Raw genomic sequence first — 14,701 nt, forward strand, 5'->3', positions numbered from 1 at the left:
TCGCGCTGCGCGCGGTTCGTCCCCTGGAAGGGAACTCCTACAATAACGTCAGGCGTCGATATCAATGCTCTTCAGGTAATCATCATAGTTGCCAGTGAAGTCGCGCACGCCTTCGGGGGTGATTTCCAGAATACGGGTGGCCAGCGAGCTGACGAATTCCCGGTCGTGGCTGACAAAGAACAGTGTGCCCGGGTAATTTTCCAGTGCCAGGTTCAGCGCTTCAATGGATTCCATGTCCAGGTGGTTGGTGGGCTCATCCAGCAACAATACATTGGGCTGTGTCAGCGTCAGTTTGCCGAACAGCATGCGCCCCTGCTCACCACCGGAAATCACCTTCACGGATTTCAGCACTTCGTCATTGGAAAACAGCATGCGGCCCAAGGCTGCGCGTACCGCCTGTTCACCATCGCTGGTCCATTGCGCCATCCAGTCGAACAGGATCATGTCCTGCTCAAAATCGTGGCTGTGATCCTGGGCAAAGTAACCCAACTCCGCCGCTTCGGCCCATTTTACCGTGCCGTTATCTGCGCTGAGATCACCGGCCAGGCAGCGTAGCAAGGTGGTCTTGCCGATGCCGTTGGGGCCAATGATGGCTACCCGTTCGCCGGCTTCTACCTGCAGGTTCAGGTCCTGAAACAAGGTCAGGTCGTCGTAATGTTTGCCCAGCCCTTCCAGGGTGACGGCCTGACGATGCAGTTTCTTGGTCTGTTCGAAACGGATGTAGGGGCTGATCCGGCTGGAGGGCTTAACCTCTTCCAACTGGATCTTGTCGATCTGCTTGGCCCGGCTGGTGGCCTGTTTGGCCTTGGAGGCGTTGGCCGAGAAGCGGCTGACAAAGCTCTGCAGGTCAGCGATTTCCTTTTTCTTCTTGGCGTTGTCCGCATACAGGCGGTCACGGGCTGCGGTGGCGGCAGTCATGTACTCGTCGTAGTTGCCCGGGAACAGGCGCAGCTCACCGTAATCCAGATCCGCCATGTGGGTGCACACGCTGTTCAGGAAGTGACGGTCGTGGGAAATGATGATCATGGTGCTGGAGCGTGCCACCAGAATATCTTCCAGCCAGCGGATGGTGTGGATATCCAGATGGTTGGTGGGCTCATCCAGCAGCAGCACGTCCGGATCGGAGAACAGGGCCTGGGCAAGCAGTACGCGTAGTTTCCAGCCGGGGGCCACGGCGGTCATCGGGCCGGCGTGTTGTTCTTCGGGAATGCCCAGCCCCAGCAGCAGGTCGCCGGCCCGGGCCTCGGCAGTGTAGCCGTCCATCTCCGCGAATTGCATTTCCAGCTCGGCCACGCGCATGCCGTCTTCTTCGCTCATTTCCGGCAGGCTGTAGATCCGGTCGCGTTCGGCCTTCACTGTGGCCAGTTCGCTATGCCCCATGATCACGGTGTCCAGTACCGTGTGTTCCTCGAAGGCGAACTGGTCCTGGCGCAGCTTGCCGAGGCGGTCGTTGGGATCCAGCATCACCTGGCCATTGCTGGGCTGCAGTTCGCCGCCGAGGATTTTCATGAAGGTGGATTTGCCGCAGCCGTTGGCGCCGATCAGGCCGTAACGGTTGCCATTGCCAAATTTGACGGAGACGTTTTCAAACAGCGGCTTGGCGCCGAACTGCATGGTGATGTTCGCGGTAGAAATCAAAAGACTGTCCTGTAACGAGAGGGCGGCCGGGGGCGCGCCATCGCCGGCTGCGGGGGTTATCAGCAGGCGGCGGGAAGAAAGAGGCGGCATTGTACCGGCTTGCCGGGCAAAAGGCAGTCCCGCCCGGCGGTCCGTCCGGGGTTGAAAAATTGGGCAAAAAGGCGCGTATTAGAACGGAGAGGCAAGACAGAGAGGGGATTATGAAAACAAAAACGACCCTGGCGGGGATGGCGGTCATCGTGATGGTGGCGCTTTTCAGTGCGGGCTGTAGCAACAATGCCAGCCATGATTACCTCGAGCAGCAGGTTCAGCGGACCTTGCAGGATAACAATTTGGGGGTTTGGCAGGTTGAATCGCTGGCTCTGGAGGAGGAGCAGCAAAAGCGCACGGACAAGGATAACCCAACCACGACCTATCAGTTCAGCGTTGCCCTCGTACTGCAGGAAGATTTGCAGCTGGTCCGCTATGCCGACGCGGACGCCCGTGAACTGGTGGTGACGCCGGGCCCTCGGGCCGGTGAGCAAGTGACGCTGCCTGCGGTGGCGCGGGTAGAGGGGCCGCTGGGGGAGGCGTCCTCACGGGCGCATGTGAGCCTGCCGCTCACGGATCTGCCGCCGGGCCTGCCGGCATCGTTGCTGCGCGACCGTTTTGCGGACTGGCAGCAGATCAGCGTGGGGACTGACTCCTATCAGGCCATGCTGGAGCGTCTGCGTCGCCAGCTGCTCGACGAGCAGAGAGCCCTCACCGACACCGCCGACCGGTTGCGACGCGGGCGGATGCAGCTGGAGGCCAAGGATGAGGAGCTGAAGGCGCTGGAAGAGGACAGCGTCGGCCAGTCCAGCGGTATGGGGGAGCCCATGGAGCGGCTCAGTGGTGACGTGCAGGCCTTGATGTCCCAGGTGGAGCAGCTTCAAGTGGAGAAGTACACCCGGGAAGATACCGTTAAAAAGCTGCGTGCGGATCTGGACCACCTGCAGGGTAAGTGATCACAGTAGCGGTGTGAGCGCAGCGGGCATGCCGGCAGGATTCGACTTGTGCGGCGCCATGGGTATCATGGCAGGCCCGCTTTACCCACCGGACCCTTGTCATGTTTGAACAAACCGTTACCCCCCGCTTTTACGAAACCGATGCGTTTGGCCATGTGAACAATACTGTTGTTACCGGCTGGTTCGAAACGGGCCGCGCGCCGTTGTTTGTGCTTTTCGGCAGAGGGGGCAATCCCGCATCCCTGCCGCTGATCCTCGCCCGAGTCGAGGTCGATTTTGTTGCCCAGATTTACTACGGCAGCGACGTGACCCTGCGCACCGGCATTGAGCGCATTGGCAACAGCTCTTTTGTGGTTACCCAGCAGGCCTGGCAGAACGATGCCCTGGTCGCCCGGGGGCGGGCGGTGCAGGTTTACTTCAACCATGAAAAACAGGCGTCGGCGCCGATCCCTGATGACTTCCGTGAGGAGCTGGCTCGCCATGAAGGGGCGTTGCCGGAATAACGCTTTCCCATGGTGCTGATAGCCTGGTCGCCATGGCGTCCTGGCGTGATGCCGCTACACTAACGGGCATAGTAGTTCGGGGGCGAGTCGAGCTCCCTCTCTATCAGAATGGCAACCGAGTGAGATCGCTTCATGGCCTATCAGGGACAAGAAAACTTTGATCATCGCCAGCCCCGCAAAACCGGTGTGCTGATCACCAATCTGGGCACCCCGGATGCGCCGGAAACCGGGGCTCTGCGCCGCTACCTGCGCGAATTTCTGTCCGATACCCGGGTGGTGGAAATTCCCCGCTTCGTCTGGTTCTTCATCCTCAATCTGGTCATTCTGGTGATTCGCCCGCGCCGTTCCGCCGAAGCCTATAAAGGGGTGTGGACAGAAAGAGGCTCACCGCTGCTGGTGCATAGTCAGGACCAGGCGGATGGTATTCGGGAGCGGCTGCAACAGAAATACGGTGACGGCGTAGTGGTGCGTCTTGCCATGCGCTACGGCAACCCGTCCATCGCCAGTCAGCTGCAGGCGATGGAAGATGATGGCGTGCGTCAGCTGCTGGTGTTGCCTCTGTACCCGCAGTATTCGGCCTCCACCAACGCGTCCACCTTCGATGCGCTGGCGCGGGATTTCATGCAGCGACGCTGGCTGCCGGACTTGCGGTTTATCAGCCACTACCCGGACTTTGCGCCGTACATTCAGGCCATGGCAGAACATATTCGTGCCTACCGGGAAGCACATGGCAGCGCAGACAAGCTTATCTTCAGCTACCACGGTGTGCCCAAGCGTTTTCTGCTCAAGGGTGATCCGTACTTTTGCGAGTGCCACAAGACCTCCCGGTTACTGGCCGAGGCACTGGGACTGGCCGATGATCAATGGATGACGACGTTCCAGTCCCGCTTCGGGCGGGAAGAATGGCTGCAGCCCTACACGGATGCCACCCTGAAAGCCCTGCCAGGGCAAGGAGTGAAATCGGTACAGGTCTTCTGCCCCGGCTTCTCCGCTGACTGCCTGGAGACGGTGGAGGAAATCGATGAGGAAAACCGGGGCTACTTTGAGCAGGCCGGGGGTGAATCCTTTGCCTATATCTCTGCCATGAATGCAGAGCCTGTGCACCTGGATGCGCTGACACAACTGGTCGAAAATAACCTGCAAGGCTGGCAGCCAGGGGACAATCAGCCAGCCACCCTGGCCGCTCGCGCCGCGCGAGCCGAGGCACTGAAGTAGCAAGCGGTAACCCGCCCCTTCCTCCCCCTCCCTTCGTTGGCATCTCAGGATGCGCGCTCCTGCATCCCTCATTTGGGGGATGCGGGTTAATGCCAAATCCCTGACTATTTATCGCAGGGCCAACCTGAATGGGGGGCTTTGAGCGTTCGATCCTGATAAGCAGTGAGAGGGTGTCATGAAAGCTACAAAATCGGTTTTCTTTCTGGTTCCGGGTCTTTTTTGTATGTTCTTTGCCGTCGCAGGCCATGCGAGCAGCTATGCCAAGGAATGTATTATGGACAGTGACTATTTTGTGAATTTTGATCTTTCCGTCGGGGATAAAGCGTTTTGGACAACGGTTAAGCCAGCGTCAGGTGCCGATGCATCAAGAAGTGCCATGTGCTCCTGCGCAAAGGCGATTAACCGGTTGCAGATCCAGGAGTACAACGAGCGTTACCCTGCCGCTTTTCTCAGAGGGGAGGATCGGGAGGGGTGTCGTGACTACGGCGATGGTGGTCAGAGCCACAAGTTGTATTGGACGCAATAAACAATCAAGGATCAATGTTAGGGGATGAAAATGAAAACAATACGTCAGTTATTTGGGGCTGCTGCAGGCGTAGTCATGGTGTCTTTTGGCGGTTTCGCCCATGCGGAATACTCCGGATACCATTTTTGTGAAGCGGAATATCGATCCTATGGTGATGAAGACATATCCGAGGTTTACATCTCGGGTGTTTTCTATGATTCCTACGTGACGCCAAGCCGTGTAGATGACAGCTTCGCTGAATTTATCGATGCAGAATATGACCCTGAAGCAACCATTTACAACGTGAGTTGTGCAAGGAATCAACACGACTCCGAACGGGAAGCAGAGCGTAGCCGAAATCGTGCGATCTCCAACTGGCGAGACCGGGATTATGAGGTTCACCGGGTAAGATGGAGTCGATGACGTTCTGATTGCTGCCGGGTTTCCTGCGTCCTGTGCCGCTTAATCCCGTTCTGGCGTATGCGCAGACTGACGAAAGGAAGTCTGGGGTTTCTCACTATTAAGACTGGCTTTCGGAGGGCGTTGTGCGCAGGAAAATACTTTTTCTTACGGTATCGTTGATGGTGCTGCCTCTAGGGGGGCTGGCAGCAGAAGGCGATGATGTCGGGAAGGAATTCGGTTATTGCGCTGTTAAAGAGGGCCGTGATGGGGGAAGAGCGGTCTTTTCAACGGTATTCCATGCGGATTTCGTAGATTTCTATGGCGGCTACATGTCCGACAAGATGCCGGAGATACAGCGTCGCTTTCGGAAATATGCGTATGCCTATTGGGGGGTAGACGGGGATGCAACGTGCTACCGCAGGCCCGATCGGAGGAAAGCCGAGGAGGCGCTCATGGATGAGGTTTCGCAACTGCGTCGGGAAGGGGGTTGGGATGTGGAGATATCTCGTTGGCATTTCAGGGGTTAAGCGTGTCAGCGGCTGAGGAATTAAATAATTTTGCTGATGAAGGTCGGTTGTTCTGTCATTAATAAGGTTGTGATCGGGGGTAAGGTGAAAATCCATTATTTTGTCTGTGTGCTATGGGGGCTGGCACTGGTCGGCTGCGGAACGATCAATGCAGACAGAGAAAGCTACATGAAAGACGCCGTTTATGAGAAAGAACGGTATTTTGGAGATGCGGTTTCTGAGCCGGCGTTTTCCCACTATGAACTACGCGGGAAGTATGAGGTTGACGAGGAAAAGCTGAATATCCATATCGACCCGGTTGAGATTTACGCCCAGGAAAAGGAAGAGCTTGTCGTACGACGGAAAGTGTCTTATGAGCGATACGGGCCGTACGGTTATAGTCCCGGCATGTGTGTTTTCAAGGTGGTAATGGTTTTCGATGTCCTTTTCTCCATGATTGATGATGATTATGCAGAGGATCTTCAGGAGACATGCTACAAGGTTTATGAGTGGAAGAGAGAGGAGCAGGAGCAGCCACCAGAAAAAACCGGGGTCAAGACCGTGGAGCTGCTGGCCAGAAATTACCAGGATTCAAGTGGGTCTTTGGTTTTTCAACTCCGCGCGGATGGAAAGCGGGTTAACAAAGTGAATCTTACCGGGTTTAGAGGGGAGGAAAGGCGTGGTCCCTATTCCTGGACAGTGAACAGCTGGTATGACTTCTCCCGGCTTGAGGATGATGATTTCCTGGAAATTGAAATTATCAATCGTAGGGGGAAGGTGGCTCTGGACAAGACGTTGGCAATAGCTAAAGAGGATGCGGAGTCGGTTATTTTTAAAAGCAAGTATGACGGCATCTTTCAGTTGTACTACACCTGCAGACTCTGTAACGCAAACCTGACGGATAATTTCTATACCGATGCTCGGCGAATAATTTGGTACAGCAATGTCTATTTATACAAGGGAAAGGGGTCGCTGGATTTTGTGGCTTCGTGTATTGAAGACCGGTTTGACCGTTTGAGACATGGTGATGTGCGGGTGATGAAGGCGAATACTCCGAAAGGAAGGAATATCTGGCCGGATATTTACTCTTCTTACGGAACGGTTCGTGGTGTCAAGGCTCCTGACGAGCCGACCGTTGATGACATTCAGTCCTGCATCAGGAAGAAGAGGCTGGATATTGAAATAAAGAATTATTATGGGTGATGTTTCCTGACTCCCTTGTGGAGGGTTATGAGGAAAAATATGAGAGCTCTCTTCCTGTCGGCTCTTATGCTGGTTGCTGGCCAGAAGGCTTGATCGCAAATGCACAATCTGGATTTCGAATGTAATGGTGACGCCTGCATTATGCGGGCGTTTTTTTATCCCAGAACGGGCTGTGCCTAGCGCATATGAAGTTGCATAGTGGTTGTATCTTTCACGGATGATACGGATGTCATGATGAGATTCTCCCGAGATGCCGTCTGCGGGGCTGAATACCTAACTTGAGGTATGGGATAAGCCTCACCCCATTGCTATGGTTCAGACAGAGGCTCTGCGCCTTATGCGTGGGGCTGGCGATTGCCTGTTGTCCGGGGAAATGATGTCCAAATCCATTGCCGTAATCCTGATGCTAATCGTGCCGCTGCTATTGGGTGGTTGCGCGTTGTCATATCACGGGAACCTTGTTTCTAAACTGCAAGCTCAGGGCCCCAATCCCTATATTAATGAGCCGGAACTAAAAGACCTTTATAGAAAAATCCGGGTTATTGCCATGGCAGAAAGGTCTTGGGGCGACCCTTATGCCTTCGACTCGCGTAACGACGCCATCATCAGTAATTTCCAGGATCGTTTCAGCAAGCCAGCAATGATGGAGGCGATCAGCCTTGTTCGTGAAGGCTATGATGCGGTTGTGGCGGCTCGTTACCCCCATATCGGTTATGAGACGGAATGTACCTTGGTGGATGCCGGCGCTTATGTTGTGAATACAGAGGTGGCAGCGGATCAGTTCGATTGGAATTTTATTAAAGGGGAGTGTGTTGGCGGGCTTGCACATGGGGTTGGAAAAGCGGTTGATGAAAAAAATAACGCGCAGTTTGTGGGGCGATTTGATCAAGGGGTAATGGTCGAGGGTGTGTTTGATATGCCTTTGGAAAATGGCAGTCAGGTTACCCAGCTTGGCGATGTTCCCGGCAAGGCACGTATTGCCCGCCTGTTAAGCACAGAAACCCGTGAAGATGGTTTTCAGTGGCATCGATACGGTGATTTTAATGACCAGGCGGAAATGCACGGGTTTGGTGTTGTTATTTGGGGCTACACAAACGCCATGATCGTCAAGTCCATGGGGGAATTCAAACACTCGAAGCTGAACGGGTTTGCAGCCAAACAGGTATCCGGCACTACAGAGGCAGGAGCGGTCTGGTATGTGCGGATTGGCGAGCATGTTGAGGGAGAGTTGAATGGAGCAGGAGCGTGGACGAATGGCGTGACGAGTTTGAGCGTGGGCTACTGGGAAGAGGGAAAATTAAACGGCAAGGGATACGGCGATTACGCTAACGTTGCCGAGAACAGTGAAAGCTACGCCGGAACATACTTGGCCGGCAAACGTCAGGGCTCATTTACGGTGCGCAGACGGGCCCAGTTGGGTGGCGGAACAGGGGAGTTCACGGAAATATACGACAACGGCAAGTTGATCGACGACGGCATCGAGGAAAAATCAAACAGCGGTGATGGATTCGGAAAATTTGTTGCACTCGCTGGGGGCGCAGCAGTGATTGGTTCATCGGGAATTTCAGATTCGTCCAAAGTGGATATTGGCACTGCCTTCGCCTCCGATGTGATGGCCGGTGGCGACGGCAAGAACATGAATGCAATGAGCCGGCAGGTTGCTCAGGGTGGTGGGGCAGCGAGCCAGGTGGGTAGTGATGATGACAAAGGGGTATTTCAGTTCAGTTGTTATGACCCGGGTAACTTTATCTGTGTTGACTATACTCTTTTCAGCCGAGCCAAAAGTGAGCAGTTTAAGGCGCAATGCGCTCAGGGGCGCAATAAACAGGTTGCCAGCTGTGACAGTTCGACCCGACAGGCTATTTGCAGTCATCAGAGCCCGACAGGGGACACGGAGACGCATGATTACCTTTATGGCTCGGAACCGGAGCAAGTGAAGCAGGCCTGCTTGTCCACGGGGGGCAAGTTCAGAATGGTCGAATAGTTGGGCTTTTCTGGAAAGCTTTTCTGGATAAAAAATGGAGCAGGCTTTGTCGGGCATTGAAGCTGTTGCCTGGCACGCGAATGTGTCGGGTTAAGCTGAATGGAATGAAAGGCTATTGTTGTTTGTTTCCTGCGGTGCTGACCGTAAAGGTTGTATAACGATTTTTGCTTCTGGAAAGAAAATAGCCTGGTTGCCGGTGATGCCGGCAACCAGGCGTGCCACGCCTTGCTGGCTACTACTGATTGGTGAGGTGGCGAATCAGCTCGTCAGTAAACTCTGTGGTACTGGCGCGTCCGCCCAGATCCGGGGTGACGATTTCCCCCTGGCCGACCACGTGTCGCACGGTGCGGCGCAACCTTTTCGCCTTGTCGTGCTGTTCCATGTAATCGAGCATCATGGCGCCAGCGAGCATAATGGCGGTGGGGTTGGCCACGCCCTTGCCGGCGATGTCCGGTGCGCTGCCGTGGACGGCTTCGAACAGACCGCCGTGCTCACCAATGTTGGCCCCGGGGGCCACGCCCAGCCCGCCGATGAGGCCGGCACACAGGTCGGAAAGGATGTCGCCGAACAGGTTGGTGGTAACCAGTACATCGAAACGGTGCGGGTTCATGGCCAGCTGCATGGCGCAGGCGTCCACGATCATTTCCTCATGTTCCAGATTCGGGTAGTCCTCGCGCACCTTGCGAGCCACATCCAGAAACAGCCCGGAAGTGGACTTCATGATATTCGCCTTGTGCACCACGGTGACTTTCTTGCGTCCCTGTTTGGTGGCGGTGTCGTAGGCGAAACGCAGCAGGCGCTCGGACTCGGTGCGAGTGATGCGGCTGCGCAGCTCGGCGGTTTCGCCGTCGTCACTGACGGTTTGCCCCAGCCCGGAATAGATACCCTCGATATTTTCCCGAATGGTCATGATGTCCACATTGTCATAGCGGGACTTAACGCCGGGAATGGACAGGGCCGGGCGCACGTTGGCGAACAGGTCGAAGGTCTTGCGCAGGGTTACGTTCACGGAAGTGAACCCGCCGCCCACCGGGGTGGTGATAGGGCCTTTCAGGGCCAGGCGGTTGCGTTTGAGCACGGCGAGGGTGTCTTCCGGCACCAGCTCCAGCCCCTGATCCAGAGCGGTCTGCCCTGCGATGGCATACTCAAACTTGAGGCCGCAATCCAGCGCGTCCAGTACCCGTACCGTGGAATCGACGATATCCGGTCCGATTCCGTCACCGGGGATAACGGTTACGGTGTTCTCGTTCATACTGCCTCCTGATTGCGGTTAATAAGGGTTGAGCGTGATGTGTCCGGGGCCCAGATGCCATGTCCAGTAAAGAAATGGGGCCCCTATTCTGCCACGTCACGGCCGGCAAAATGAATGCCGACAAAAGTCGCAGGTTATGATGACAGAGTGTTTTTAGCGCAGAACGTTCATAGAGAAAGCCCTGGCAGAAGCGGAATCAGGGTTATTGCTCATCCTCGAGTAGCTGGGCCCCGGTGCCCTGCTCGGAGAGTGAGTCATAGGGATTGCGCAGCCGGCAGGCCTTGATCGACAAGCACCCACAACCGATACAGTCGCTCAGTTGATCACGTAACTGGGTCAGGGCGTGAATGCGGGCATCCAGTTGCTCCTGCCAGCGTGCGGAGAGTCGTTTCCAGTCACGGGCGGTGGGCGTTCGGCCGTCGGGCAGGCTGGCCATGGCGTCGGCGATTTCGGCCAGGGGGATGCCAATACGCTGGGCGACCTTGATCACGGCGACACGGCGCAGTACATCACGGTGGTAGCGACGCTGGTTGCCACTGCTGCGCCAGCTCTGGATCAATCCCTTGGTTTCATAAAAGTGCAGGGCGGATACCGCAACCCCGCTCCGCTCTGCCACTTCCCCCACGGTCAGGGCTTTACCGATATCGTTTGCGTTGATGAGGGTCATAGCTGCTCCCTTTTTCTTTCTTTATTGACCTCAATAATGATTGAGGTTTTACGCTGAGCCTTCATTGTCGTCAACTGTTCAGGAGATAATATGGCTACGCGCGACCCGCTGACTCTGGCTTTGGTATACGGCAGTACCCGTGAAGGGCGTTTGTGTGACACTCTGGTCAATTGGGCTGCAGAGCAGATTCGGGATGTGCCCGATTTTGCGCTGCAGGTGATTGATCCCCGCGATTTTGATGTGCCGGCGGATTTTCCGAATGCAGCATCCGCCAGTGTGCGGCAGTTGAAAAACAGGCTGACAAAGGCCGATGCGTTTTTAGTGGTTACGCCGGAGTACAACCACAGTTTTCCAGCCATCCTCAAACAGGTCATTGATGTCTCCAGTGCGGCCTGGAAAGCAAAGCCAGTGGCGTTTATCAGCTATGGCGGGGTGTCTGGCGGGCTGCGAGCGGTAGAACAGTTGCGGCTGGTCTATGCCGAGTTGCATGCGGTGACGGTGCGCAATGTGGTGAGCATCATCAATGCTGGTGACAAATTTGATGCCCGTGGGCGCTGGCAATCGGTGGAGCAGAAGGTCCGCGCAGAAAAGCGTTTGATGCAGCAGCTGGCGGTACTTCGGTGGTGGGCGCAGAGCCTGAAAGCGGGGCGCCGGCGACCGGAGTTTGCGGCGGTTTCGTGAGCGTGTTGGTCGTTCTGCGTATCCGCACCCATAGACGGCGCCGGGTGTGCATAATGGTGCGCCTGTATAGGGTATGCTTGCCATCGGCGCGATGCAGTGAGAGTGGGAAGGCGTCCTTTGAAGGAGAGACAGTGTGGATGCAGTAATTTCAGTCAACAATCTCAGCAAGGTTTATGAATCCGGATTTCAGGCGCTTAAAGAGGTCAATCTGGAGATTCGACCCGGGGAGATCTTTGCCCTGCTGGGCCCCAACGGCGCCGGCAAAACGACCCTGATCAGCATTATTTGCGGAATCGTGAATCCCTCGTCCGGCAAGGTTCTCGCCGATGGGCATGACATCATTACCGATTTTCGCGCCGCACGAAGCGCCATCGGTCTGGTGCCCCAGGAAATTTCCACCGACGCATTTGAAACCGTCTGGGCAACAGTGAGTTTCAGCCGCGGGCTGTTTGGCAAGCCGCGTAATGATGCCCACATTGAGAAAGTGCTCAAGGCGCTGTCGCTGTGGGACAAGAAAGACAGCAAGATCATGATGTTGTCCGGTGGCATGAAGCGACGGGTGATGATTGCCAAGGCGCTTTCCCATGAGCCAAAGATCCTGTTTCTGGACGAGCCTACGGCGGGTGTGGATGTAGAGCTGCGCCGGGAAATGTGGGAAATGGTCCGCCAGCTGCGCGAACAGGGTGTCACCATTATTCTGACGACCCACTATATTGAAGAGGCCGAGGAAATGGCTGACCGGGTGGGTATTATTCGTCAGGGCGAAATTATCCTGGTGGATGAAAAGTCCCGGTTGATGGAAAAGTTGGGGCGCAAGCAATTGACTGTACACCTGGCAGAACCGCTTGATGCGATTCCCGCCGCCATGGCGGACGAGGCGCTGGCGCTGGCCGATGAGGGCTACTCGATGGTTTATACCTACGATGCCAACCAGGAAAACACGGGCATTGCCGAATTACTGCGCCACCTGAGCGAGCAGGGTATTGAATTCAAGGACCTGCATTCACGGCAAAGTTCGCTGGAAGATATTTTCGTGGACCTGGTGCATAACGGTAACCCGGACGACAGTACGGCCGGGCGGGTAACCAGTGAAGATGCACCTAACGCACAGGGTGACGCTTGATGAATATTCATTCCATTCGCGCTATCTACAAGTTCGAGATGGCCCGCACCTGGCGCACCCTGATGCAAAGCGTGGCTTCCCCGGTGATTTCCACCTCGCTGTATTTTGTGGTGTTCGGTTCTGCGATCGGTTCACGGATGGTCGAGATTGACGGCGTCAGTTACGGGGCGTTCATTATTCCCGGCTTGATCATGTTGTCTTTGATGACGCAAAGCATTTCCAATGCGTCTTTCGGGATATACATGCCCACTTTCTCCGGCACCATCTACGAGGTGCTGTCGGCACCGGTGTCCTATGTGGAGATCGTGATTGGTTATGTGGGGGCGGCGGCAACCAAGTCCACGATTCTGGGCATCCTGATTCTGCTGACGGCACGATTGTTTGTGGATTATGAGGTGCAGCACCCTTTCCTGATGATTGGCTTTCTGCTGCTGACGGCGATCACCTTCAGCCTGTTTGGCTTTATCATCGGGGTATGGGCGGATACCTTCGAGAAGCTACAGATCATTCCCCTGATGATCATTACTCCGCTGACCTTTCTGGGGGGCAGTTTCTACTCCATCGATATGCTGCCGCCGGTTTGGCAGACGGTGACCCTGTTCAATCCAGTGGTTTATCTGATCAGCGGGTTCCGCTACAGCTTCTTTGGTGTGGCGGATGTGCACATCGGGATCAGCCTTGGCATGACGCTGTTGTTCCTGACGCTGTGCATGGGGCTGGTGTGGTGGATATTCAAAACCGGATATAAATTGAAAAGCTAAAAAAAGGGCGCATAAAGCGCCCTTTTTTTTGGTTTATCGCGAATCCCCCGGCGCTTTGCCAAATGTTCGATACCAGATGTCTGACGTCCCAGGTTTTCAGGGCTGCCTAATCAGGCGCTAACGCCTGCCTGTGCCCCGCGCAACTTGCTTACGTCTGCGCGCGGTGGTGCGCCGAACAAGCGGCTATATTCCCGGCTGAAGTGGGATGGGCTTTCATAGCCCACCCGGTAGCTGGCCGTGGCTGCTTCCAGCCCTTCGGTGAGCATCAGTCGGCGTGCTTCATGGAGACGCAGCTTCTTCTGAAATTGTAGTGGTGACATGCGGGTGACCTGTTTGAAGCTATGGAACAGGGTGGACTCACTCATGTTGGCCGAGTCTGCCAGATCCTTCACCCGCAATGGTTCGGAATAGCGGTCCTTGAGGGTGGAAATGACCCTGGATATCCGGTTGGCCTGGGAATCAATCGAGGCGAACTTGCGCATGCGCGGTCCCATCTCGCCAATCAATGAACGGTAGATAATCTCCCGACGGGTCAGTGGGGCGAGCACGGCAATATCGTCCGGGGTGGTCATCAGGTTCAGCAGTCGATAGAGCGCCCCCTGCATGGATTCATCCATGTGGGACATGCACAGACCACAGCCCACTTCGGGGCATTCATTGCCCGGTTCATAACGGCCAACCTTGTCACCCAACTCCAGCACAAGGTCAGTGACCTCCTGCGGATCCACATCGATTTTTACCGCCAGGTAAGGATGGTTTGGGGAGGCATCCACAATTTGCCCAAGCACCGGAAGATGGACGGAGCTGGCCAGGTAGCTTGATGGGCCGTACACAATTTCACGGTCGCCAAGCTCAATGGTCTTGGTGCCTTGCAGAATAAAAATCAGTGAAGGCTCGTAGACCGTAGAGGCGCAACTGCTGGTGTCATCGGCACGATACAACGATACGCCCGGGATGCCGGAATCGAGCATGCCCGGCTCTGCAATCTGTTCGCAGACAAGCTGCGCCAGCTGTTGCTCGAGTGTGCTGCCAGCAGGGGCGGCAACATTGGATAAAGTGGCGGTCATGACCTTTCTCCCTTTTGGCGCAGTATACGCATGCACCGGGTAGGGCGGTGGGGTATCGAGCCATTTTCTGCAGAATCGGGCAATGACTGCGCAGAAACCGGCAATCTGCACCCGCCTGCCTGTGGGATCAGGCAATATCCCCTACTGTTGCGAACCTGTAGGGGAAGAACCATGCGGGTGGCCAGTGGCTCCCTTGTTTCAAAGGTTA

At 55.7% G+C, this 14,701-nt stretch carries 15 protein-coding genes; 11 read left to right on the forward strand and 4 right to left on the reverse strand.

Annotated features, from left to right (window positions below):
• Nucleotides 1–48 precede the first annotated feature (48 nt).
• Entirely contained in the window at nt 49–1,638 is a 1,590-nt protein-coding gene (locus ADG881_RS12450) for an ABC-F family ATPase (protein ID WP_039926729.1), read from the reverse strand.
• 200 nt (nt 1,639–1,838) lie between these two features.
• Here ADG881_RS12450 and ADG881_RS12455 point away from each other — a divergent pair, with 200 nt between their 5' ends.
• The 8 genes from ADG881_RS12455 to ADG881_RS12485 all read left to right on the forward strand — a co-directional run bounded on the left by ADG881_RS12455 (nt 1,839) and on the right by ADG881_RS12485 (nt 8,942).
• Nucleotides 1,839–2,624: a hypothetical protein gene (locus tag ADG881_RS12455; RefSeq protein ID WP_007150560.1), complete on the forward strand. Its 786-nt coding sequence runs from the start codon at nt 1,839–1,841 to the stop codon at nt 2,622–2,624.
• Nucleotides 2,625–2,725: 101 nt separating this feature from the next.
• On the forward strand, nt 2,726–3,127 hold the full coding sequence (locus ADG881_RS12460; protein ID WP_007149765.1) for a thioesterase family protein: 402 nt from the start codon (nt 2,726–2,728) through the stop codon (nt 3,125–3,127).
• Between the two features lie 132 nt (nt 3,128–3,259).
• Entirely contained in the window at nt 3,260–4,342 is a 1,083-nt protein-coding gene (gene hemH / locus ADG881_RS12465) for a ferrochelatase (protein ID WP_007149608.1), read from the forward strand.
• Nucleotides 4,343–4,517: 175 nt separating this feature from the next.
• Complete coding sequence (locus ADG881_RS12470; RefSeq protein WP_039926732.1) at nt 4,518–4,868, forward strand: hypothetical protein; 351 nt, start codon at nt 4,518–4,520, stop codon at nt 4,866–4,868.
• A gap of 30 nt (nt 4,869–4,898) precedes the next feature.
• On the forward strand, nt 4,899–5,270 hold the full coding sequence (locus ADG881_RS17595; protein ID WP_156790412.1) for a hypothetical protein: 372 nt from the start codon (nt 4,899–4,901) through the stop codon (nt 5,268–5,270).
• A 122-nt stretch (nt 5,271–5,392) separates the two neighbouring features.
• Nucleotides 5,393–5,776 carry a hypothetical protein gene (locus ADG881_RS12475; protein ID WP_156790413.1) on the forward strand — a complete coding sequence of 128 codons (384 nt, stop codon included), beginning with the start codon at nt 5,393–5,395 and terminating at the stop codon, nt 5,774–5,776.
• 30 nt (nt 5,777–5,806) lie between these two features.
• A complete protein-coding gene (locus ADG881_RS12480) occupies nt 5,807–6,958 on the forward strand; it encodes a hypothetical protein (RefSeq protein WP_156790414.1) in 1,152 nt (383 codons plus the stop codon).
• 376 nt (nt 6,959–7,334) lie between these two features.
• A complete protein-coding gene (locus ADG881_RS12485) occupies nt 7,335–8,942 on the forward strand; it encodes a hypothetical protein (RefSeq protein ID WP_156790415.1) in 1,608 nt (535 codons plus the stop codon).
• Between the two features lie 235 nt (nt 8,943–9,177).
• Here the strand turns inward: ADG881_RS12485 and ADG881_RS12490 are convergent, their stop codons facing one another.
• Together ADG881_RS12490 and soxR are read right to left on the reverse strand one after the other, a co-directional pair.
• Nucleotides 9,178–10,194, reverse strand: a complete 1,017-nt coding sequence (locus tag ADG881_RS12490; protein WP_007149111.1) for an isocitrate dehydrogenase — start codon at nt 10,192–10,194, stop codon at nt 9,178–9,180.
• A gap of 202 nt (nt 10,195–10,396) precedes the next feature.
• Nucleotides 10,397–10,861: a redox-sensitive transcriptional activator SoxR gene (gene soxR / locus ADG881_RS12495; RefSeq protein WP_007149517.1), complete on the reverse strand. Its 465-nt coding sequence runs from the start codon at nt 10,859–10,861 to the stop codon at nt 10,397–10,399.
• Between the two features lie 90 nt (nt 10,862–10,951).
• On the opposite strand from soxR, the gene ADG881_RS12500 reads away from it, so the two are divergent.
• From ADG881_RS12500 to ADG881_RS12510, 3 genes are all read left to right on the forward strand, one after another.
• Entirely contained in the window at nt 10,952–11,542 is a 591-nt protein-coding gene (locus tag ADG881_RS12500) for an NADPH-dependent FMN reductase (protein WP_007149607.1), read from the forward strand.
• A 133-nt stretch (nt 11,543–11,675) separates the two neighbouring features.
• Nucleotides 11,676–12,665, forward strand: coding sequence for an ABC transporter ATP-binding protein (locus ADG881_RS12505; protein ID WP_007149257.1), 990 nt, complete (start codon nt 11,676–11,678; stop codon nt 12,663–12,665).
• Nucleotides 12,665–13,426 carry an ABC transporter permease gene (locus ADG881_RS12510; RefSeq protein WP_007149452.1) on the forward strand — a complete coding sequence of 254 codons (762 nt, stop codon included), beginning with the start codon at nt 12,665–12,667 and terminating at the stop codon, nt 13,424–13,426. The genes ADG881_RS12505 and ADG881_RS12510 overlap by 1 nt, the downstream gene beginning before the upstream one ends.
• A 110-nt stretch (nt 13,427–13,536) precedes the next feature.
• On the opposite strand, the gene ADG881_RS12515 is transcribed toward ADG881_RS12510, so the two are convergent.
• Nucleotides 13,537–14,493, reverse strand: a complete 957-nt coding sequence (locus tag ADG881_RS12515; protein ID WP_039926738.1) for an AraC family transcriptional regulator — start codon at nt 14,491–14,493, stop codon at nt 13,537–13,539.
• Nucleotides 14,494–14,701: the final 208 nt, after the last annotated feature.

Origin of the sequence: Alcanivorax sp. DG881 (assembly GCF_000155615.1) — a bacterium.
In the GTDB taxonomy this organism is placed as follows: domain Bacteria; phylum Pseudomonadota; class Gammaproteobacteria; order Pseudomonadales; family Alcanivoracaceae; genus Alcanivorax.